The organism is Anaerohalosphaeraceae bacterium (genome assembly GCA_037479115.1).
In the GTDB taxonomy this organism is placed as follows: Bacteria; Planctomycetota; Phycisphaerae; order Sedimentisphaerales; family Anaerohalosphaeraceae; genus JAHDQI01.
On the sequence record JBBFLK010000007.1, the window covers coordinates 36,599 to 57,459 of the forward strand.

General features: G+C 52.6%; 23 protein-coding genes and 1 tRNA gene. 12 read left to right on the forward strand and 12 right to left on the reverse strand.

What is annotated here, in order from left to right; translation table 11 throughout:
- Nucleotides 1–50: 50 nt before the first annotated feature.
- The 4 genes from WHS88_04900 to WHS88_04915 all read right to left on the reverse strand — a co-directional run bounded on the left by WHS88_04900 (nucleotide 51) and on the right by WHS88_04915 (nucleotide 4,397).
- Nucleotides 51–1,943, reverse strand: a complete 1,893-nt coding sequence (locus WHS88_04900; protein ID MEJ5259512.1) for a Na/Pi cotransporter family protein — start codon at nucleotides 1,941–1,943, stop codon at nucleotides 51–53.
- Between the two features lie 145 nt (nucleotides 1,944–2,088).
- Nucleotides 2,089–3,210 (reverse strand): aminotransferase class I/II-fold pyridoxal phosphate-dependent enzyme, encoded by a 1,122-nt coding sequence (locus WHS88_04905; GenBank protein MEJ5259513.1) that lies wholly within the window; start codon nucleotides 3,208–3,210, stop codon nucleotides 2,089–2,091.
- Between the two features lie 79 nt (nucleotides 3,211–3,289).
- Nucleotides 3,290–3,547: a small basic protein gene (locus tag WHS88_04910; protein MEJ5259514.1), complete on the reverse strand. Its 258-nt coding sequence runs from the start codon at nucleotides 3,545–3,547 to the stop codon at nucleotides 3,290–3,292.
- Nucleotides 3,548–3,575: 28 nt separating this feature from the next.
- Nucleotides 3,576–4,397 (reverse strand): hypothetical protein, encoded by an 822-nt coding sequence (locus WHS88_04915; protein MEJ5259515.1) that lies wholly within the window; start codon nucleotides 4,395–4,397, stop codon nucleotides 3,576–3,578.
- A gap of 330 nt (nucleotides 4,398–4,727) precedes the next feature.
- Between WHS88_04915 and rpmF the strand changes: the two genes are divergently transcribed.
- The 8 genes from rpmF to WHS88_04955 all read left to right on the forward strand — a co-directional run bounded on the left by rpmF (nucleotide 4,728) and on the right by WHS88_04955 (nucleotide 11,437).
- Nucleotides 4,728–4,916: a 50S ribosomal protein L32 gene (gene rpmF / locus WHS88_04920; protein ID MEJ5259516.1), complete on the forward strand. Its 189-nt coding sequence runs from the start codon at nucleotides 4,728–4,730 to the stop codon at nucleotides 4,914–4,916.
- A 4-nt stretch (nucleotides 4,917–4,920) separates the two neighbouring features.
- Nucleotides 4,921–5,931 (forward strand): phosphate acyltransferase PlsX, encoded by a 1,011-nt coding sequence (plsX, locus tag WHS88_04925; protein MEJ5259517.1) that lies wholly within the window; start codon nucleotides 4,921–4,923, stop codon nucleotides 5,929–5,931.
- Complete coding sequence (locus tag WHS88_04930) at nucleotides 5,921–6,937, forward strand: beta-ketoacyl-ACP synthase III (protein MEJ5259518.1); 1,017 nt, start codon at nucleotides 5,921–5,923, stop codon at nucleotides 6,935–6,937. Before plsX ends, WHS88_04930 begins: the two co-directional genes overlap by 11 nt.
- 23 nt (nucleotides 6,938–6,960) lie before the next feature.
- The gene (fabD, locus tag WHS88_04935; protein ID MEJ5259519.1) at nucleotides 6,961–7,902 is read left to right on the forward strand and encodes an ACP S-malonyltransferase; all 942 of its coding nucleotides are present in this window, start codon (nucleotides 6,961–6,963) and stop codon (nucleotides 7,900–7,902) included.
- A 24-nt stretch (nucleotides 7,903–7,926) separates the two neighbouring features.
- Nucleotides 7,927–8,664 (forward strand): 3-oxoacyl-[acyl-carrier-protein] reductase, encoded by a 738-nt coding sequence (gene fabG, locus WHS88_04940; GenBank protein ID MEJ5259520.1) that lies wholly within the window; start codon nucleotides 7,927–7,929, stop codon nucleotides 8,662–8,664.
- Between the two features lie 144 nt (nucleotides 8,665–8,808).
- Nucleotides 8,809–9,090 carry an acyl carrier protein gene (gene acpP / locus WHS88_04945; GenBank protein MEJ5259521.1) on the forward strand — a complete coding sequence of 94 codons (282 nt, stop codon included), beginning with the start codon at nucleotides 8,809–8,811 and terminating at the stop codon, nucleotides 9,088–9,090.
- Between the two features lie 11 nt (nucleotides 9,091–9,101).
- Nucleotides 9,102–10,349 (forward strand): beta-ketoacyl-ACP synthase II, encoded by a 1,248-nt coding sequence (fabF, locus tag WHS88_04950; GenBank protein MEJ5259522.1) that lies wholly within the window; start codon nucleotides 9,102–9,104, stop codon nucleotides 10,347–10,349.
- A gap of 107 nt (nucleotides 10,350–10,456) precedes the next feature.
- Entirely contained in the window at nucleotides 10,457–11,437 is a 981-nt protein-coding gene (locus tag WHS88_04955) for a calcium/sodium antiporter (GenBank protein ID MEJ5259523.1), read from the forward strand.
- On the opposite strand, the gene WHS88_04960 is transcribed toward WHS88_04955, so the two are convergent.
- Nucleotides 11,401–13,179 carry an ASKHA domain-containing protein gene (locus tag WHS88_04960; GenBank protein ID MEJ5259524.1) on the reverse strand — a complete coding sequence of 593 codons (1,779 nt, stop codon included), beginning with the start codon at nucleotides 13,177–13,179 and terminating at the stop codon, nucleotides 11,401–11,403. The two genes, WHS88_04955 and WHS88_04960, sit on opposite strands and share 37 nt — an antisense overlap.
- 81 nt (nucleotides 13,180–13,260) lie before the next feature.
- The gene (locus WHS88_04965) at nucleotides 13,261–13,461 is read right to left on the reverse strand and encodes a hypothetical protein (protein ID MEJ5259525.1); all 201 of its coding nucleotides are present in this window, start codon (nucleotides 13,459–13,461) and stop codon (nucleotides 13,261–13,263) included.
- Nucleotides 13,462–13,571: 110 nt separating this feature from the next.
- Here WHS88_04965 and WHS88_04970 point away from each other — a divergent pair, with 110 nt between their 5' ends.
- From WHS88_04970 to WHS88_04985, 4 genes are all read left to right on the forward strand, one after another.
- Nucleotides 13,572–13,763: a hypothetical protein gene (locus WHS88_04970; GenBank protein MEJ5259526.1), complete on the forward strand. Its 192-nt coding sequence runs from the start codon at nucleotides 13,572–13,574 to the stop codon at nucleotides 13,761–13,763.
- A 124-nt stretch (nucleotides 13,764–13,887) separates the two neighbouring features.
- On the forward strand, nucleotides 13,888–14,448 hold the full coding sequence (locus WHS88_04975; GenBank protein MEJ5259527.1) for an RNA polymerase sigma factor: 561 nt from the start codon (nucleotides 13,888–13,890) through the stop codon (nucleotides 14,446–14,448).
- Complete coding sequence (locus WHS88_04980) at nucleotides 14,423–14,923, forward strand: hypothetical protein (protein ID MEJ5259528.1); 501 nt, start codon at nucleotides 14,423–14,425, stop codon at nucleotides 14,921–14,923. The genes WHS88_04975 and WHS88_04980 overlap by 26 nt, the downstream gene beginning before the upstream one ends.
- A gap of 4 nt (nucleotides 14,924–14,927) precedes the next feature.
- Nucleotides 14,928–15,842, forward strand: a complete 915-nt coding sequence (locus WHS88_04985; protein ID MEJ5259529.1) for a hypothetical protein — start codon at nucleotides 14,928–14,930, stop codon at nucleotides 15,840–15,842.
- 9 nt (nucleotides 15,843–15,851) lie between these two features.
- On the opposite strand, the gene WHS88_04990 is transcribed toward WHS88_04985, so the two are convergent.
- The 6 genes from WHS88_04990 to WHS88_05015 all read right to left on the reverse strand — a co-directional run bounded on the left by WHS88_04990 (nucleotide 15,852) and on the right by WHS88_05015 (nucleotide 20,368).
- Nucleotides 15,852–16,706 carry a rhomboid family intramembrane serine protease gene (locus tag WHS88_04990; protein MEJ5259530.1) on the reverse strand — a complete coding sequence of 285 codons (855 nt, stop codon included), beginning with the start codon at nucleotides 16,704–16,706 and terminating at the stop codon, nucleotides 15,852–15,854.
- Between the two features lie 238 nt (nucleotides 16,707–16,944).
- Nucleotides 16,945–17,027, reverse strand: a tRNA-Tyr gene (locus WHS88_04995).
- A gap of 140 nt (nucleotides 17,028–17,167) precedes the next feature.
- A complete protein-coding gene (locus tag WHS88_05000) occupies nucleotides 17,168–18,556 on the reverse strand; it encodes a TrpB-like pyridoxal phosphate-dependent enzyme (protein MEJ5259531.1) in 1,389 nt (462 codons plus the stop codon).
- A complete protein-coding gene (locus WHS88_05005) occupies nucleotides 18,553–18,852 on the reverse strand; it encodes a Trp family transcriptional regulator (protein ID MEJ5259532.1) in 300 nt (99 codons plus the stop codon). Before WHS88_05005 ends, WHS88_05000 begins: the two co-directional genes overlap by 4 nt.
- A 66-nt stretch (nucleotides 18,853–18,918) precedes the next feature.
- The gene (gene ccsA, locus WHS88_05010) at nucleotides 18,919–19,605 is read right to left on the reverse strand and encodes a cytochrome c biogenesis protein CcsA (GenBank protein MEJ5259533.1); all 687 of its coding nucleotides are present in this window, start codon (nucleotides 19,603–19,605) and stop codon (nucleotides 18,919–18,921) included.
- 85 nt (nucleotides 19,606–19,690) lie between these two features.
- Entirely contained in the window at nucleotides 19,691–20,368 is a 678-nt protein-coding gene (locus WHS88_05015; GenBank protein MEJ5259534.1) for a cytochrome c biogenesis protein ResB, read from the reverse strand.
- Between the last annotated feature and the right edge of the window lie 493 nt (nucleotides 20,369–20,861).

Sequence of the window (20,861 nt, forward strand, 5' to 3'; positions counted from 1 at the left end):
CGGCCGAAGGAAAAGAACAATGAAAAATTTCCCGAAAGGGTTTCGGCCCGCTATTTTTCTCCTACGAGGACCTCGGCAATGTTGAAGGCATGGTCCTTGATGCGGCGATAGGACGAGAGCATATCCGTGTAAATCAGACTCTTGATGGGACTGACTTGGCCGGACTCGACGCGGGCCAGGTGGTGGGCCCGGCACTCCTTCATATATTTTGTAATGGCTGTTCCCTTGCTTTGGGCCTCGCTGAAAAACTCCGGTGTGGGGTTGTCTTCCTCCAGAACGGTTTGAACCATTCGAAGATAATCCACCACCTTCTTGTGCAGGGTCTGGAGTTCTACAAGACCTTCCTCACTGATGGTCAGCTGATTGTCACGAAGCTTCAGCCGCAGCTTCAGAATCGCGGCAATATAGTCGCTGACCGACTCAAATTCATCGGCCATCCGAATCTGCCGGCGGCTTTCATCAATCACTTCGTGAGAAATATTGCCCGAGAGAATGTCTCCTAAAAACTGCACAATTTCCATCTGGATAATATCCAGGTCGTTTTCTTTCTGGAAGATTTCATCCGCTTTCTTTTCATCGGGCGTCTGATTGGACAGCATCGGCTGCAGGTCGTCCATCATCTGCAGAACCATTTGTCCCATGCGGACGACTTCCTTGAGAGACTGCTGAATGCCGATGGCGGGCGTATCGAGCATGCGGACATTCAGATAGGTCAGCCGCGGGATTTCCGGCTGCGGTTCTTCCTTGACCAGCCACATCAGAAACCGGGCCAGCAGACCCGCCAGCGGAAGAAAAATCAGCGTGTTGACAATGTTAAACAGCGAGTGCGTCAGCGCAATAGCCGGCTGCGAATACGGATACTTCACGAAGCGGTCTTTGTTATAAACCGGTTTTTCGGGCAGATTGCGTTTTTCAAAGGCTTCTTTGAAGTCAGCCGCCATCATAAACGGCCTGTCGGGAAAGACTTCTTTGTGTTCCAGTCCGTCTATCAGGGAAGAAGGGACCTGAAAAACGGCCTCCTGCGGCAATCCGGCCTTTTGGAAATATTCATAGACAACCGGGTCGTCTTTTTCCGACACCACAACGGCCTGTACTTTTTCGATATTTTGAGCGGTAATGATTCGCTCAATGAATCCGGCATACCAGGGGAAAATCAGGGTGATCCAGCAGACGCCGCTGATGTTGAAAAAGGAATGGGCCAAGGCGGCACGGCGGGCATTGCTGCTGGCGCCGATAGAGGCCAATAACGCCGTAATGGTTGTTCCGATGTTTTCCCCGAGAATCAAAGCAGCCGCGGTCGGAAAGCTGATGATGCCGGTGTCCGCCAGGCTGAGCGTAATGCCTAATGTGGCGGAGGAGGACTGAACAACGGCGGTTAACACAGTTCCAACCAGGACACACTTCCAGATACCCCCATAGCTGTCCGGCTGGAACCGGTGGAACCAGCTGATGAAACCCGGCATATCTTTCAGAGGGGAAAAGCCGTTCTTCATCAGCTCCAGCCCGAAGAAAACCATTCCAAGCCCCATCAGGAACATCGCGGTGAATCGGATGCGGTCTCGCTTGGAGAACAAATAAAAGAATGCGGCCAGCCCCAAAAGAGGCAGGCCGTACTGTCCGACCTTAATCACCAGAATCCACCCGGTGATGGTCGTGCCGATGTTGGCGCCCATAATCACACCGATGGCCTGCAGGAGGGTCATCAGCCCGGCATTCACAAGTCCGACCACCATCACGGTGGTGACTGAACTGGACTGAATGACCATCGTCACCAGCAGACCGACGCCGCAGGCCAGGATGCGGTTGTTGGTGACGGCTCCAATCAGCTTGCGAAGACGCTCCCCTGCAACGGCCTGCATCCCCTCAGACATATTCTTCATTCCGAGGAGGAAAATTCCCAGTCCGCCGCAGACCTGATAGATAATCTCAAGGGTCTGATTCATCCGATACTGTTCCTTTGCTTATTCTGTTAGACAATGGTTAAAAGCGGACATTTTTCAGCCGGTATTTGGTATGGATATATCCGCCCCTCTGCCTGCTGTCAAGGCAGAAAAAAAACTGCAGGGGTAAAATTGCCGGTTTTTTCGGTCAGCGTTGGGCCAGTCGCCTTAAGATGTCAATCCCTCGGTCGATAGTTTGTTCTGTTGTGGCATAACTGATGCGAAAATGGGTGTCTTTTTCGCTGAACACATTTCCCGGAATAATCAGGACATTGTTTTCGATGGCGGTTTTGACAAATTCGGTTGCGCTGGCCGCCCAATCCGGCTTTTGAACAAACAAATAAAAGGCCCCGCCGGGTTTTTCGAGGTGATAATATCCTTTCAATCCTTCAATCAGTCGGTCGCGTTTCTGCCGGTATTGTTCAACATAAGGACGAATATCAAATTCAAGGGCGGCGATGGAGGCGATTTGAAACGGTGTCGGCGCGCAGACAAAGGTGTACTGCTGAATCATGTTCATCGCTTCCATCAAAGGAGCCAGCGTTTTCGGACAGGCGGCGTATCCCATTCGCCAGCCGGTCATTGCGGCGCTTTTGCTGAATCCCTTCAGGAGCAGGGTTTTTTCATAAAACCGCCCTGTGCAGGGATTGGGACGGTCATAGCTGAAGACATCGTAAATCTCATCGCTGAGAAGGATAAGATCATGCTTGCGGGCAATCTCCGTTACGGCACGGACTTCTTCTTCGGTGTAAACCGTACCGGTGGGATTGGCCGGAGAATTCAGAACAATCATTTTGGTTTTGGCGGTGACGGCCCGGGCGATTTTTTCGGCAGGCAGTCGGAAATCCGGATACGTATCCACAAAGACACACGTGCCGCCCAGAAGATTCACGACATGTTTGTAAATAACGAAATACGGGTCCATCAGAATCACTTCGTCACCCGGATTGACCAGGGCCATAAAGGCCAGCAGCAGTCCCCCGCTTACACCGCTGGTAATCATGCAGAGCGGCTCCTCCCAGCCGGTTTCCTGACGCACTTTGCTGCGCACTTTTTCCAGCAGCCGGGCATCGCCGCTGGTTTGCGAATAGCGATTTTGTCCATCGAGGATTGCCTGAATAGCCGCCTTCTTGATAGGTTCTGGGACGTCAAAATCCGGCTGGCCGATGGAAAAATTCACAGGGTTTTGAAGTTTATCCGCCAGCGCAAAAACCTTTCGGATACCGCTGGCATCAATTTTTTTCGTTCTCTGTGCCAAATAATCCGCCATTGTTTTGCTCCTGAAAGCGCATAAAAAAGCCGCCCCGCAAATTCTGGACAGGAACGGCCTTGATTTTGGTTCGTCCGATTTATTTTTTGGCACCGGCAGCCGGCGAAGCGGCTGCAGACGGTGCGGCGGCTGCCGCTTCCTGGCCTTCCGCCGCTTTTTCCTTGGCAGCCTTCTTGCCGCTGCTGCTCTTGCGGTGAGCCACCTTCGGAAGGCCCATCACTTTCCCTTCTTCCCAGCGTTCCTCTTTCTTGAGAATCTCAATTCTTTCGCCTCTGGAAAGGACATTGCGGTGTCGTTTCAGAGCATCTTTCAGTTTTAATGAACGATCAATTGACATTTCTTAGACTCCTCGAATTACGTCAGTGCTAATTCGTTTTTACTTTCATCCCATACGCATCCTGAAAAGGCGTGCGTCCAAAACTTTCAAAACCATCCGGGGCCTTATATTGCGCACCGATGGATTTAATTTTGTTCAGCATTTGCTGTCCGTCTGTGCCCGCTTTTAAAGGAGAGTCAAACCGGTCTTTTGTAACCAGCAAATAGTAGCTGCCGCGCCGCATGATTTCAGTTTTAATTCCGTTGTTTTCAAAATGGGCCTGAACCGGCACCAAATGGTCGCGGTTGGCATAGGTTGCGATAACAATAACATGGTCCTTTTCAGCTGAAGCCGGCTTGGGCGGTTCAGAGGCCGCAGACGCCGTCTGTGTCGGCCTTGTCTCAGATGCCGCAGGCGGTGTTGAAGTCGGAGCAGCCGGTCTTGTCGTCGGGGCAGGCTGAGGCGGCGGCGTCTGCGCCGTCCGTGACGGAGCAGGTGCTGTCGGTGCAGGTGTCGCCGGTTTGGGGGCGGGCGGCTCTGCGGAAACCCCTGTTGTTGTTGACGATGGAGTGGAGACTGATTGGGTTTCCAGCCGCTCTTTGCTGCGGTTTACCCAGATAAGAAAAGCGATCACAAGGACAAAAGCCCCCGCTGCAACCAGCGTGCCTTGATTGAGTCGATACGGGGTTTCGCGTTCTGCCGGGACAGGGCGGATTCCTACAGAGACCGGTTTTTTCTCCGGCTGTTTGGGGACCTGAGGTTCCGGGATGGCCGGTTCGACGCGGGTATTCTGCATCAGCCGCTTCATTCGAGCCTGACCCTGCCGGATGGCCTCGCTGAGTGCCTTATGGTTATACTGCTTGGCCGCCATGTTTCTGTCCTAACACGTTTTCTTCAAAGACTTTTTTCGTTTTCTGCCTCTCAGAAAATATTGAATTTACCGCAAAAATGCAATTCGAAAAAGAAAAATTCAGTCTTTTTTTAACGAGAATCTTGTTTCTTTCTTGACAAAGCCGCATCGGAGGGCTATACAAATCCATCCTTTACAAAATTTTTCTTTACGAAGCGGGAGGGGTTTGGTACTTAAAAAGGTACTTTAATTCTGATTAAGTGGAAGGTTTCCTCTGAACCGCAGAAAATAGCGGAGAAAGGGGATATTTTTTATATATTATTTTTATTCCCGATTTTGGAGAAAGCGACGATGCTTCCGGCAAAAAAAACCAGTAAGACGCGAACCCGTACCCGTCGGAGTCACCACGCCCTGAAACCGACGAACTATTCGTATTGTCCGCACTGCGGACAGGCCAAACTGCCCCATGCGGCTTGCGGCAAATGCGGATACGTAAACCCCAAAATCACGTTGAAGATTGGACAGGACTCGGAAGAATAACACCATGCGGATAGCGATAGACGCAATGGGAGGCGACTATGCACCGGCCGAAATCGTTGCCGGAGCATTGGAGGCCAAGGAGGTCCTCGGAAAAGAACATGAAATCGTGCTGATCGGAGATGAACCCGTTATTCGGGAGCATCTGGTTCGACTCAATGCCGATCCGGACACATTCCGTATTTTTCATGCCCCTGAAGTCATCGGAATGGATGAATCTCCTGTCGAGGCCCTGCGGCGAAAGAAAAAAAGCTCGATTGCCATAATGGCCAGAGCCGCTTCACACCGCCAGGTCGATGCGGTTCTGTCTGCCGGCAACACCGGAGCTTGTGTGGCGGCCTGTCAGCTGCGAATGCGGAATCTGGAGAATGTAATTCGTCCGGGGATTGCAACGGTCTTTCCGACTTTAGGCGGGCCTGTGATTGTCTGTGATGTCGGGGCCAATATCGTCTGCAAACCCATTCATCTGTATCAATACGCAGTGATGTCCTGTGTCTATGCGGAGGAAATGCTCGGCATTACGAACCCGCGTGTGGGAATTATGAATATCGGCGAAGAAGAGGCCAAGGGCAATGATTTGGTCAAAAAAACACGGGCTTTGCTGAAGGCGGACCCCACCATCAATTTTGCAGGCAATCTGGAAGGCCGTGACATTTTTGACGGTCATTTCAATGTGGTGATTTGTGAAGGGTTTGTCGGCAATGTGGTTCTGAAAACCGCCGAAGGTCTGGTCAGCATGATTTTTCGGGCGATTAAGGATGAGCTGAAAAGCCATTGGTGGCTGGCTCTTCAGTTCAAGAAAGTAATGACCAATATTTATAAGAAATATGATTACAATGAATATGGGGGGGCCCTGCTGCTGGGGGTCAACGGCACGGCGGTGATTTGTCATGGCTCCAGCAAGGCCCGAACGATTAAAAATGCGATTCTGGCCTGCCGGAAGTTTTCTACACAGCGAATTAACGAAAAGATTGTTCAACGCCTGTCTCAATCGACGGTCATGTCTAATGGTCAATAACCCAACTATTCAGTCGTCTGTGCGTCTTCGGGCCGTTGTGGCCGGTACGGGTTCGAGTGTTCCCGCCAAGGTGATGACCAACGAAGATTTTATGAAAATTGTCGATACATCGGATGAATGGATTGTCACCCGAACCGGGATTCGGGAACGGTACATCGCCGGTCCGGAAGACACCACAGCCACTCTGGCGGCGCAGGCGGCACGCAATGCCCTCGAGCGGGCGGGGATGAAGCCGGAGGAAATCGAGCTGATTATCGTGGCTACCATCACCCCTGAAATGGTTTTCCCCTCGACGGCCTGTTTCGTGCAGTCTCTCATCGGGGCCTGCAATGCCTGGGCCTTTGACCTCAGCGCCGCCTGCAGCGGTTTTGTGTATTCCTTGTCAATTGCCCAGCAGTATCTCAGCTCCGGCCGCTATCGAACGGCCCTGGTCATCGGGGCGGAAACCCTCAGCCGGATTACCAATTACAAAGACCGCAGCAGCTGCATCCTTTTCGGAGACGGAGCCGGTGCCGTCGTGCTGAAAGCCGTCTCCAGCGGGCCGGAAGGCATTATGTACAGCACCTCTTTTTCCGACGGCAGCAGCTGGGAGGCCCTCAAATGTCAGGCTTATGGGTCCCGCCACCCGGTCGGTGTTCCGCTCGAGAATCCGGATTTGGTCTATATGGATATCAACGGTCGGGAGGTCTATCATACGGCCGTCAGACGCATTGTCGAGCTGGTCAACGAGTGCCTGGAAAAATGCGACCTGCGGGTTGAAGATATCGCTATGTTTATCCCGCATCAGATGAATGCAAGGATTATTGAATCCGTCGGCAAGCGTCTGCATTTTGAGGATGAGAAAATCTTTATCAACATCGACAAGTACGGAAACACTTCGGCGGCCTCCATCCCCATCGCTCTGGATGAGTGCTGCCGAACCGGAAAAGTCAAGAGCGGAGATATTGTTCTGCTGGTGGCCTTTGGAGGGGGATTGACCTGGGGCGCCAACGTTATCCAGTTGTAAACCCTTCGCTTTCAGGGATGAAGATGGACAAGAAGAAAATCGCATTTCTGTTCCCCGGTCAGGGAGCTCAGACACTCGGAATGGGCACGGATCTTCCGGCACGATGGCCTTCCGCCGCACGTCTTTTTGAAAAGGCGTCCCGGATTCTGGGCTATGACGTCCAGCAGTTGTGTGCCGAAGGTCCGGAGGAAAAACTGAATTCAACGGTGTATTCCCAGCCGGCGATTTTTGTTGTCTCCGCCGCCCTTCTGGAGATTTTGCGGCAGGAACGGCCTGATTTAAATCCGGATGTGACGGCCGGGTTGAGCATGGGAGAATATACGGCTCTGTATGCGGCCGGCTGGATTGAATTCGAAGAGGCGCTGCGGCTTGTCCAGAAGCGCGGACAAGCGATGCAGGCGGCGGCGGATGCCTCTTCCGGTTCCATGGTCAGCATTCTCGGTCTGGATGAAGATAAAGTGCGTCAATTGTGCATGCAGGCCGCTCAGGGACAGGTCCTGGAGCCGGTGAACTTCAACTGTCCGGGGCAGATTGTCATCAGCGGACACAAAGAGGCCTGTGAGCGGGCCGCCGCACTTGCGGAAGAGTTTGGGGCTGTCAAGGCCGTCCCGCTGGCCGTGGCCGGAGCGTTTCATACGATTTTAATGGAGCCGGCCGCCCGACAGCTCTCAGAGGCCCTCGAACAAACTGAGATTCGGCCTTCCGACAAAGTAAAGGTGATAGCCAACATTGATGCTTCGTATTATTCCACCCCGCAGTCCGTTCGACAGGGACTGGTCAAACAGCTTATTGCCCCGATTTTGTGGCAAAACTGTATGGAACGGCTTCTTCGGGAGCAGGTGGAAGAGTTCTATGAAATCGGTCCGGGACGTGTTCTGACCGGTTTAATGAAACGAATAGACCGAAAAGCCAGGGTTATTACCGTCAATTCGGCGGAGGCATTTGCCGCCCTGCCGAATCCGTAAGAAGTTTGTACTTGGGAGATGAAAATGGCAGAACAGAGATTAGCAGTTGTTACCGGAGCCGCCCGAGGAATCGGAAGAGCCATTGTCCTCGAACTGCTTCGTCAGGGCCGCAAGGTAGCCGGGCTGGACTTGAATGCCCAGCAGCTCGAGGAACTCAGAAAGGTTGCAGCAGATCATGGATTTTCCGTCATTACCAAGGTTGTGGATATCACAAAGACGGATTTGCTGACCCAGATTCTCGAGGAACTGGCGGAAGAACACGGCGGCATCGGGATTTTGGTGAACAATGCCGGCATTACGCGGGATAAATTGATGATTCAGATGGATGATGAAGATTTTGACCGGGTTATATCGGTAAATCTTCGTGCCGCTTTTACGGCTACCCGGGTTGCCGCCCGGTCGATGGTGCGAAACAAATTCGGCCGGATTATCAGCATCAGTTCGGTGGCCGGTGTAATGGGACAGGCCGGTTCAGCCAACTATGCGGCCAGCAAGGCAGGACTCATTGGGATGACCAAGTCGGTGGCCCGTGAGCTGGGAAAGAAAAATATAACAGCCAACTGTATCGCTCCGGGGTTTATTATGACGGATATGACCCAGGGGCTTCCGGATGCCGTCAAGGAAGGAGCGATGGCGGTTATTCCTCTCAAACGCTTCGGAACTCCGGAGGATGTGGCCCGTGCGGTGGCCTTTTTGGCCTCCGATGAGGCCGGCTATATTACCGGTCAGGTTCTCTGTGTAGACGGCGGTATGGCAATGTAAGAAAATTGCCTAAAAAAGGATTGAAAAGGGATTTTGGTCTGGTTATATTACCGCCGAAAACCCGGAAATTCGGGTATAAACGGATTGGAAAAACACAGAAAGGATATTATTAACAGGTAAGGAGTTTAACCAGTGGGTGCGGATATTGATGTTCAGGCAATTGAAGCAAAGGTCATTGAAATCGTCAGCGAACAAATGGGTGTGGACAAGTCCGAAATCACCCGCGAGACGTCTTTTATCAATGATTTGAATGCTGATTCGCTGGATACCGTGGAATTGGTGATGGAGTTCGAGGATGAGTTCGATATGAGCATCCCGGACGAGGAAGCCGAAAAGATTCAGACCGTCGGTGCGGCAATCGATTATATTATCGATATTATGAAGAAAAAGGGCACAGAGGGCGCCGCAAAGAAGGACCAGGAGTAAGCGGCACACCCATGAAGTTTCAGCGACGTGTTGTTATAACAGGACTTGGGTGTGTAACGGCGTTGGCGGAGTCGGCTGACGGGCTTTATGAAGCCCTCTGTCGGGGTGAAAGCGGGATTTCCACCATTGAGTCATTTGATACGTCGGAGTTCCCTGTTCATTTCGGCGGCGAAATCAAGAAGTTTGACATCGACAATTATGTGCCGTCTCGGGAAGGCCGACGAATGGACCGTTTTACCCAAATGGCCCTTGCGTCTGCTATCCAGGCAGTCAACGACAGCGGTCTTGACTTTGAAAAGGAAGACAAAGAGCGGGTCGGCGTCATCATCGGCACCGGTATCGGCGGGATTAAGGAGATTGAAGAGCAGTATCTTCGTCTTCTCCAGAAAGGGCCTCGAAAGGTATCCCCCTTCTGCGTGCCTAAATTGATGGGCAATGCCGCCAGCGGGTGTGTTTCGATTCAGTATGGGCTCAAAGGCCCGAATATGTGTGTGGTGACGGCGTGTGCGTCGGCTGCTCATGCCGTAGGCGAGGCATTTTACAATATTTTGTGCGGCCGAAGCGAAATTGTCATCACCGGCGGCTCGGAAGCTGCTTTAACTCCCGTTGGGTTAGCTTCCTTCTGCGCATTAAAGTCGCTGAGCACCCGAAATGATGACCCGCAGCACGCCTCTCGCCCGTTCGATGTGTCTCGAGATGGTTTTGTTCTGGCCGAAGGTGCGGCGGTCCTGATTCTGGAAGAATACGAGCATGCCCGAAAACGAGGAGCGAAGATTTATGCGGAAATGCTCGGCTATGGAGCGACTGGGGACGGCTATCACATCACCGCCCCGCTCGAAGATGGTTCCGGAGCAGCCAAAGCAATGAGATTAGCCCTCGAACAGGCCCAGCTGAATCCAGACCAGATTGACTATATTAACGCGCATGGAACCAGTACCGAGCTGAATGATGCGGCGGAATCTCTGGCCATTCGGACGGTCTTTGGGGAACATGCATACAAGCTGTCGGTCAATTCGACCAAAAGCTGTCTGGGGCATTCGCTTGGCGCCAGCGGAGCAATCGAGCTTCTGGTTTGTGCCAAGACTATTGAAAAAGGGATTATCCATCCCACGATTAATCTCGAAACGGTAGCTCCGGAATGCGACCCGAAGATGGATTTTGTTCCGAAGAAGGCCAAAGAAAGAAATGTTCGATACGCCTTGAGCAATTCTCTCGGTTTCGGAGGCCATAACTGCAGTTTAATCATCGGAAAAGTGTAGTTTTTCCGGTTTCATTTGGAGATTTTTACACCCCGGGGCTTTGCACCCGGGGTTATTTTTTGAGAAATGCAGGCAACAAAATCTGTCGGTCGGAGTTTTTAAAAGAAATGACATTCATTGCGGATTTAGCAGGACTGATTATCGGAATCGGGCTGCTTCTGAAAGGGGCTGACTGGCTGGTAGAGGGTTCAGCATCTCTGGCCCGACGTCTCGGTCTGAGCCCGCTTATCATCGGTCTGACCATTGTTGCGATGGGCACTTCCGCTCCGGAGACGGCCGCCAGCATTGCCGCTGCGCTGGTGGGTTCGGGAGACATTGCGGTCGGCAATGTTTACGGCTCAAATATCGCAAATCTGGCTTTAATCGGCGGGCTTTGTGCCCTCATCCGGCCGATTCAGGTTCAGCCGATCTCTCTGCGAAGGGATATGCCGTTTTTGATCGGCACAGCATTGCTGCTTTGGCCGTTCCTGAAAAACGGAACCGTAAGCCGCCTTGCTGCTTTTGTGCTGATTTTGGTTTTCTCAGGGCTTATGGCGTTTATGGTTGCCAGTGAAAAAAAGCGGTTTTCCTCCGTTGAAGACCTCTCGCCGGAAGAAAAGCTTTACCTGCAGAAAGCCCCGAAACCTATTGGTTTGAGTCTGCTGCTGATTCTTTTGGGGTTGCCGGCACTGGCTTTCGGTGCAAAATTGACAATTTGGGGTGCTTCTTCGTTTGGCCGGCAAGCGGGATTGTCTGAAGCCGTCATCGGCCTGACGATTGTAGCGGTGGGTACCTCCCTGCCGGAACTGATTACTTCTTTGGTGGCGTCTTTTAAGAAACAGGACGACTTGTCTATCGGGAATTTGGTCGGCTCCAACATTTTTAACACGCTGTTTGTCATCGGTACAGCCGGATTGGCCCGTCCTTTTGCTGTCAGCCCTCGGCTTCTGGGGGCGGACTATTGGATTATGGTTGCCGTAAGCATCCTGTTTGCCTGTTTTGCCTTTGCAAGGGATAAAATCAGCCGTATGGCAGGGTTTTTTCTGCTGGCTGTTTACGCAGCCTATCTGTTTTATCTTCTTTCTTCAAACCGCATCGAATCGCTGTAGATGTCCTGGAAGTCGGGCCGGCGGGCCAGTTCGACATATTCAATCTTCCGGGCCAGCCGGGAAGCTCGCTGCCTGCATTGGCGGTTGAGCAAAATCATCTGGGCTCCGGCACCCGCCGCATTCCCGATAAACTGTATCTTGTCAGGGGCAATGGAAGGCAGAAGTCCGATTCGGATTGCACTGGTTTTTTGGATATAATTTCCGAAAGCTCCCGCCAGAAAGAGAGTCTGTATCTCTTCTAATTCGATATCCATCGTTCGGAGCAGAACGGAAATCCCTGCGAAGATAGCGGCCTTGGCCAGCTGGAGCTCGCGGATATCTTTCTGTGTCAGCAGCACAGCCGGCTGGCGGGTTCCGTTTTTCCAGGCCAGCACAAAGGCCGGCTGATTTTCGAACTGTGTGAGCCGTTCAAAGAGAGCCGGCGTCAGGTTATCCCGAAGTTTTGAAATAGGTGCGAACGCTCCGCAGGGTTCGAGGATACCCGCCTGAAGCAGCACAGCCGCCGCATCAATCAAACCGCTTCCGCAGATGGTTTGGGGTTCATCTAGACCGATGACATCCAGAACGATGTCCCCTTCCGAAAGAAGAACGCGCTGAATCGCTCCATTTTCGGCTCGGCTTCCATACAAAATACGTGCCCCTTCGAGAGCCGGCCCTGCAGCACAGCTGGCTGCCAGAAGCCGGTCTTTGCTGCCGAGGACGATTTCACCGTTGGTGCCGATGTCTACAAGCAGGGAAATCGAGTCGAGTCTATCCATCCCGGCCGCCAGGGCAGCGGCAACCGTATCCGAGCCGACAAATCCGGCAATATTTTCCACCGTGTAGAGTCGCCCGGCCGGATGGATGTGAAGCCCCGCTTTGGCAGCCGGCTGGTCGCAGGAAGAAAGGGAGTATGGGCGATACGGAGATTTTCCGAGTGATTCCACCGGATATCCCAGAAGCAGATGATTCATCGTGGTGTTGCCGACTGCGGTGATTTCGTAAATAGTTTCGGGCGAAATCTGCTGCTTTCGGCACAGGCAGACAATCATTTCATTGAGTCTTTCTTTCAGACATCTTCCGAGCCGCTGAAGCCCTTCCGGAGTCTGCGCGTAAACAATCCGGCTAATGACATCGTCCCCGTACTGAATCTGGGGATTGGCGGCCGAAAGAGTTTGAAGGATTTGTCCGTTTTTCAGGTCGATTAAATACAAAACGACTGTCGTGGTGCCGATATCAGCTGCCGCTCCGTAAAAACACGCTGTAGTATCGCCAGGCTCCAAACAAAGCAGACAGCGGTGTTCTTCTTCCACTGTCAGAACCGCCGTTGCACCGTTTGGAAAGGCGGCCCAACTGTCCGGAAGGGAAGCATCCGGATGGATAACCACCGGCGAATGGAAAAAGGAGACCAGTTGCTCAAGAAATCGGCTTGCTGACGCGGGAATTTCGGGAAAAAAATGTTTTTGGATACGAGAGTCCGCGGTCGTTTTGCCCTCAATACCCCGTTCGAGAATCTGGCTTATTCCTCCCCTGCTTTCCGGCGGTATTCGAACGGTTAAATCCTCATAAACCTTGTATTGACAAGCCAATACCTCACTTCCGGACGGTTCAAGAATCACCCGGCATTTCCGGCAGACCCCTGCCCCATGACAGGGAGCATACAGAGCAAGTCCCGCCTGGCTGGAGGCCTCTAAAAGAGTGGCACCCGGATGAACCCTGACGGTTTGCCTGTCGGGCAGAAATGTAATCGTACAGGATTTCACCGGTTTGCCCCTTTAAAAAAAGAAAGCGAAATGAACCGTTCGCATCGATTCGATTCCGCATCTTTCCGCCCTCGAAATTTCTCAGGCGGTAAAAAAACGCCGGCTCAGCTGATTTTGTGCCGGATTTTCCAGCGCATATGACGTTTTTTGCTGCCAATCTTGCGTCTTCGTCTCGGTTTTCCCATTCGGTTCTCCTGCTAAAAAAGTCATTTTCTTGTCGGGGGTATAGTAAGGTGGTATGATGAAAAAATCAAGAGAATGTTCTTTTTTTGGAGGATTCAAAAATGATTCAATGCAAAGATTGTGAAATGTTCGAAATGGACCCGTCCGGGAACCGGAGATTTCGTTGCGACCCATTTCTAAATATAAAAGAGCCGGAATGTCTTCAGAAAATGCAAATCCTCCGACTGGATATTTTGATATCGATTTATCGGGGGATGTCGGCCTGGCAGGAAAAAATGGGGCCTCTTCAGGATAAACTCATCCGGTATTTCAAACGGGAAATTGAGGATCTGGATGAGTCCGAAAACTGGAAAATCGGCCCGGACGAGGAAGATGACGATTCGGAAGAGCCGCTATTTTGATTTCCTCATCAATACTGGATATAACGCATCCGATTATATTTCAGAGATTGCACCCCTTCTTTAAAACAGGGCAATAGAAGGCAAATTTGAAACGTCTAACCAATTAGAAAAATGGCAAGTTAGGATGAGTGAGCAGCCGGACATTGCAGAACTTCTTGAGGAATGCAGACGCGGAAATCCGGACGCACTGGGCCGGCTGGTGGATATGTACTCAGCCCGCTGCTATGGATACTTTTACCGTCTGACCGGCAACCGGGACGCCAGTGAAGAACTGCTCAGCGAGCTGTATATCCGGCTGATTGAGAAAATCAGGACGTTTGAAGGCGGCTCTTTTGAAAAATGGCTGTTTACCATCGCATCAAACCTGTTCCGGGACCGTTTGAGAAAACAGTATCGTCAAAAACGGCTTCTGGAGGAGCAGCAGCGTTTGGCCGAAATAGAATCCGAACCGCCTCGTGAACTCGACGGGGCCTTATCGGACCGTCTGCAGCAGGGATTAAACCGGCTGGATGCGGAAACAGCGGAATTGATAGTCTTGCGTTTTTACGGCGATTTGAGCTTCAAAGAATTGGCCGAAATGAGAGCAGAGCCCATCGGCACAACCCTTTCGAAAGTGCACAGAGGGCTCAAGAAACTGAAAGAATGGATGGAACAATCCAATGAAAGAAAACAGACATCAGCTTGAAACCCTCCTCCGGTGTTTTTATGAGGAGGCGCAGGCCGCTCAGTTTGCCGAAGAAATTGAGGCATGTGAAAAGCTGCTGGCGGACGATTCTCCCCTGCCTCGTCCGGAAGTCCTGACAGCCATCAAGCAGGCCCTCCGTCAGCGCTCGGCCGTCTTGGCACGCAGAAGACATTTCTATCGACAGGTGCTTACGGCGGCTGCAGCCTGTCTGGCGGCAGGGGTTGGTTTGTTGTGGACCCTTCATCGGCCGTCCCCCGAGGCCGTTTCCGTTCCAACGGCGGCTCTCACGAGCAGTATGGTTCAGGACTTCTTTACCGATGAGACGGTTTCAGAGATATCCTCCAAACTGGATGATATTACCGAGCAGCTTCATGCGGATTCGTCGTCCAACAGGACCGATTCCTGGGAGGCGGAAATCAACCGCGAAATTGAAGAAATGGTGCTGATCGCACAGGCAGATTTCTGGAAAGGATAAGCCCATGATGTTTCCATCCTGGATGCAGAAACGGGTCTGGTTTTTAGTGTCAATAGTATGGCTGCTGATGGGCAGCTGGACGGCTTTAAACGCTCAGGAAAGCGCGTCTGATATATGGACGGAAGACAGCCCTCCCCCGCTGGAGGAGCCGTGGAGCGGCCGTCGGCTGGAGAGTTTCCTGGCCCGTTTGGAACAGGAGGATCCGAATCGTGCCGCTGAACTGCGTTCGCTTCGGCAGAGCAATCCGGAGAAATTTCAGGAAATTATCCGTGCCGAGCTGGAGCGTTTTCTGCGTTCCGGCGACCGTCCTCGCTCGCCGGAGCCGATGGCAGGCCCGCAAGGCCCGATGGGGCCGGGGCCGGGTCGGGGGCCTGAAGGGGCTGGTCCCGGCGGTCCGGGAGGCGGTCCCGGGTCCCGATGGCTGGAACACCTCCAGCGGCGGCATGAGGAGTTCATCCAGTGGCTTCAAAAGAATAATCCGGAACTGGCGGCGGAGCTGGAGCAGATTCGCGAGAAAGACCCCGGCCTTTACTTTACACGGGTCATGGATGCCCGCCGGCGGTATGACCCCATTATGGAGACGGAAAAAAGGAATCCGGAACTGGCCAAAGTCCTTCTGGAAGACCTGGCGATGCAGAAACAGCGAGATGAGCTGCTCAGGAAACTGCGCGGAACAGAGGGGGCCGAACGTGAAAAACTTCTGCAGGAGCTCAAGGCCCTTGTCTCGCAGCGGTTTGACCTGATTATTCGCAAAAAAACTCTTCAGTATCAGGAGCTGGAACAGCGGCTCAAACGGCTGCAGGAGGAAATCGAGAAACGGCGTTCTGAAATCAGCAAACTTCAGGCCGGCAAACAGCAGGCCGTTGAAGAACATGTAAAAGACCTGACTGCTCAGGCGGAAAAAATGACCTGGGATTAATCGAACCGCTCAAAAACGGCGGGCCATTTGTTCTCGCCGGGTTGCCTCCTGAAGAGTGCGTTTTTCTTTGGCGGTCAGAGAGTGTATCCCTTCGCGGTTGACTTTCTCAAGAATGCGGTCCACTTCGGCTTCAAACTGCCGTTCTTCCTCAAGGCGTCGCTGCCAATTCAGTTTTTTCCGGGAAAGTCGAAACCTGGTAAACCAGGGTTTGTAGAGAACATACAGGGCGCCGGCAGCCAATCCTGTGAGATGGGCGGCCTCTCCGCCGGCGTTTTGACCTGTGGCAAACCGCAGCAGACTCAGGATAATCATAATTCCCACCAAAAACACAATCCGGACGGGAATCAGCCCATAAATAAAGACGAGCATATTCGGGTAGAGAATTGCCACGGCCATCAGAACGGCATTGAGAGCTCCGGAGGCCCCTGCCATCGGTCCGGCCGGAAGGAGATGAAGGAGAACCAGCAGGATATAGACCAGTCCGCCGGCGGCTCCGCTGACCAGATAGAACCGCAGGAAGGTCCGGCGGCCCCACTGGTGCTCCAGAATCGGCCCAAAGAAATACAGGACAATCATATTGAAAAGAAAATGCATAGTGTCCCAGTGGAGGAACTGATAGGTAATCAGCCGCCAGACCTGCAGGGAGCGCAGAAGCGTTTCAGGCCAAACGGCTCCCCAGGTAAAAAAGAAGTCTCCGAGGGTCGGCGAGATGCAAAGAACAAACACAACAAAATTCAGCACCAGCAGCCATTTGACAACACTCCAGCCTCGAAAGGCCTCGCCCAAACGCAGAGTCCCGCCTTCTCCCCACGAATCCCGAACATATTCTCGGTCGTACAGTCCCATCCGCCAACACTCATACAAAAACGTTGCTTTTTCATTTTTCCCGGATGTCTATTGGATGCCTGGATTCCCGCCTGCGCGGGAATGACAGCGATTCAAGGGCTGTCTGTGAAGGTCTGACAGCACTTACAACAGCAATCCAAAAGTCCGGATTTCCGCCTGCCGGCGGCTTCCGCACAGTCTCTTTCAATATCCCTGAAATGAGCGGCAGATTCAATCGCAAAATCGGAGGATTATCCCGGCAGAAGAAGATTTGAAATGGGCCGGGGTGGATTCGAACCACCGTAGGCGCTAGCCAATGGATTTACAGTCCATCCCCTTTAGCCGCTCGGGCACCGACCCATACGGTCTCTACCAATTTACGGTTTTTTCATTTTTTTTCAACAGGATTTTTCCAAAACTTACCGGAAAATGCCGACCAGATGGTCCAAGAAAAAAGCCCGGCGGAGAACCGGGCTTTTTTTGTCCTGTTCCGTTCGTTTTTACCACTTGCCGGATTTTCGCATTTCGGCTTTGGGATAATCTTTCAGGCACGCCTCTGTCTTTGCAAGTTCTTCATCGGGCAGTGCGTACGGTTTGAGTTTGCCGGACATGTAGGCGTCGTAGCCGGTCAGGTCCATCAGACCGTGGCCGCTGTAGTTGAAGAGGATGACTTTTTCTTTGCCTTCTTCTTTGGCTTTTTTGGCTTCCTGGATGGCACAGGCGACGGCGTGTGAGGTTTCCGGGGCGCAGATAAATCCCTCGGTTCTGGCCCAGGTCATCGCGGCTTCGTAGCATTCGACCTGATCAATGGCCCGCGGCTTGTGGAGGCCTTCGACAACACACTGACAGACCAGCGGGGCCATTCCGTGATAACGGAGACCGCCGGCGTGGATGGGCGGAGGCACAAAGGCATGTCCGAGCGTAAACATCGCCAGCAGCGGAGTGGTGCCGGCTGTATCGCCAAAGTCATAGGCAAACGGGCCGCGGGTCAGGGTCGGGCAGGCGGTCGGTTCGACGGGAATAATCTCCATTTCGGTTCCGTTGATCTTATCGAGGGTAAACGGAAAGGCCAGACCGGCAAAATTGCTTCCGCCGCCTGCACAGCCGATTACGACATCCGGCAGCTTCTCGCCAATACTCTTGAGCTGGGCTTTGGCCTCCAGTCCGATGATGGTCTGATGCAGCATCACGTGATTGAGGACGCTGCCGAGCGAGTATCGGGTCTTTCCGGTCGGGTCTGTGACGGCCTGTTCAATGGCTTCAGAAATGGCAATCCCCAGACTGCCCGGCGTATCCGGGGTCTTGGCGAGGATGTCGCGTCCTGCCTTTGTTTCGGTGCTGGGGCTGGCCACGCATTTGGCCCCCCAGACCTGCATCATCAGTTTTCGGAAGGGTTTTTGGTCGAAACTGATGCGAACCATAAAAACCTTGCATTCAAGGCCTACTAACTGACAGGCAAAGGCCAAAGCAGACCCCCATTGTCCGGCTCCGGTTTCGGTTGTGAGACGCTTGATGCCGAACTGTTTGTTGTACCAGGCCTGAGGAACGGCCGTGTTGGGTTTGTGGCTGCCGGGCGGGCTGACGCTTTCATCCTTGTAATAGATTTTGGCCGGGGTGCCCAGATACCGCTCAAGGCGTTCCGCCCGCCGCAGCGGAGTCGGACGCCATTGATAAAGGATATCCAGAATCTCCTCGGGGATATCAATCCACCGCTGGGTGCTGACCTCCTGCTCAATGAGATTCATCGGAAAAACCGGAGCCAGCATATCCGGAGTGACGGGTTTTCCGTCGGGTGTCAGGGGCGGCAGCGGCGGAGTCGGCAGGTCGGCGGCGATGTTGTACCACTTTCGAGGTATGTCTTTTTCATGAAGCAAAATCTTTCGAGTCATTGGCTGCTCCTCTTTTTCAGATAACGATTGGTTATGGAATCAGGGTTTTTGAGAATTTTTGACCCTCGGGTAATTTTGCAAAGACTGATTTTCAGGTCTGAGGCGATTTGTCTTTGCGGGACCCTTTCGGAGAGCATCCGCATCAGCTGCCATCGCAAAGACAGGTCGTGAAGTTCCGCGGGAGTAAGAATTTCAGCCAAAAACTGCTTCATTTCCTCCGGAAGGCGGATATGGCAGAGCGCCTCCACAAGTCCCTCGAATCCTGATTGTTCCGCTTGTTTGATGTTGCCTGCCATAGATTCCTTTATAGTTTCTGTAAAAAGAAATGTAAAGAAGAAACCCATGAATGTCGGAAAATCTTTTCAGGCGGCGTAATTGTGCAGCCCCTTGAAGACAGCGGACAGATTGACCCAAAGCAGGGTGCAGAGGACCGCCAAGAATCCGACAAGAATCATCCACAAGTTGCTTTTTACGAAACGAACACCAAAAGCGGCCCGCCAATGAAAATAGGCCAGATAGAGCAGCCAGCAGGCCAAAGACCAGAGTTCTTTGGGGTCCCAGCTCCACCAATCTCCCCAGGCGATTTTGGCCCAGATGCTGCCGAGAATCAGTCCCATTGTCAAAAAAGGAAAGGCCAAACGCACCAATCGGCAGGCCCGGTATTCTCGCTGGACAGGGGCAGCAAAAAGCCCCCCTGCCGCCTGAACGGCTGCCTGGGCCAGCAGGATGTACGCAAACATATACGTTCCCACGTGCGGGATAAAAAAAGGGCTTTGCAGGGCCGGCGGCAACGGACGCGGGTGTTCCGGAAAAACGAATCCGGCGGGAAACAAGATGCAGAAACCGAGCAGGCCTTCGGCAAATTCAGAAAGCGGGTCTGTCATCCCCAGCCATCGTCGGCAAAACCAGGATAACGGACCGAGAAGCATTGCGAGGGTCAGAAAGATTTCAAACATAGTCTGGAGCGGAAATCCGAAGGCCCCCAGCCAATGGAAGAGCCAGGCAGCGGCCGAGGCAATGCAGCCGGCCGTCCAGAACAATCGGCGCATTCGCAACGCAGGGAAGAAGACTCCTGCTGCCGATAGGGCATAAAAAACCATTCCCAGATAAATCAGGAAACCGATGGGTGAAGTTTTAATCTGAATGGTGCCGCTCCTTTCTGAATGCGTGCAAAAGGGGAATCAGCCAAAAATGTCCTGCTGTACCGAGCATCAGGAGAGAATATCCTGTCAATACAGCCGGAAACCCGCGATTGCTCACAACACCGAGTATTGAGTAATATCCTTTCTCATCTTGCCCCCAAGATTGCTGAATAAAGGTGTATCCGCCGTAAACCAGAGGGCGATTGACCCGAATGGAATGAACGGTCGATTGTCCGTTCCGGTGGAGGCTGATGCGGCTCTCATACTGTCTGGGCATTTGCGGGGCTGAATAAGCGATGATGCAGCGGTTGAAAGGCGGCGCCCAGAAATCCTTTTGTTCCCAGACATAATAATACTCCTCGGTTCCGTCCGGCCAGAGCAGTTTGAGTTCAAAACCGGGATTTCGAATCTGAGCCGGTCCTTCCGCCGGAACGGCGCGTCCCTGCTGACGGCGCAGCTGAAGATTGTTATAGCGCTGAAGCACTTCGAGGCGGAGCCCCCCTTCCAGCTCGACAGGCCCTTCCGGAATCTGCGGAAGAGTGCAGAGATTCTGCCGTGTGTTTTTGTCGAACAGGCGAAGAGAAGGCGAGTCATAATAAGTTATAGTGAACTCTTCTAAACGGAAATCAAAAGGAAGAGAGCCGATTTCACGGCCGGCGGCATCATACACTTTATTGGTTTCTTCCTGTTCCGAAAGAATTAGATACCCTTTTGCAATTTCCGGGGCTCTCCCGAAACGATTTCTCCACTCGAAAGACCTGGGCCCCCCCCATAAACCGCCTGCAAAAACGAACAAGGTTCCTAAATGCAGCATTAAGAGAAACGGCTTTGTCCAGAACGTTGGATTCCGCAAAGAAAAAAGAAGAAATAAGACCCAGATAAGCCAGAAAAGACTGAGCGGACCGGATTGGAAAAATGAGGCGGCCGCCCGGCTGCCGAGGAATGAGGCGAAGACGCACAGAACGGCCCACAATCCGAGCAGAATTACTGAGGCAAGCAGCCAAAACTGATGTTTTTTCATTTGTTCCCCGAAAAAAACGTTTGAAATTTCGGGGTTATTATGTCGGCTTTCCAGGCCATTTTCAAGGAAAAATGCGGCGGAGCATTCCGTGTTATTCTATCCACATCGTCCTGAAAAATGGTATTGCTTTTCTAAAAGGAGC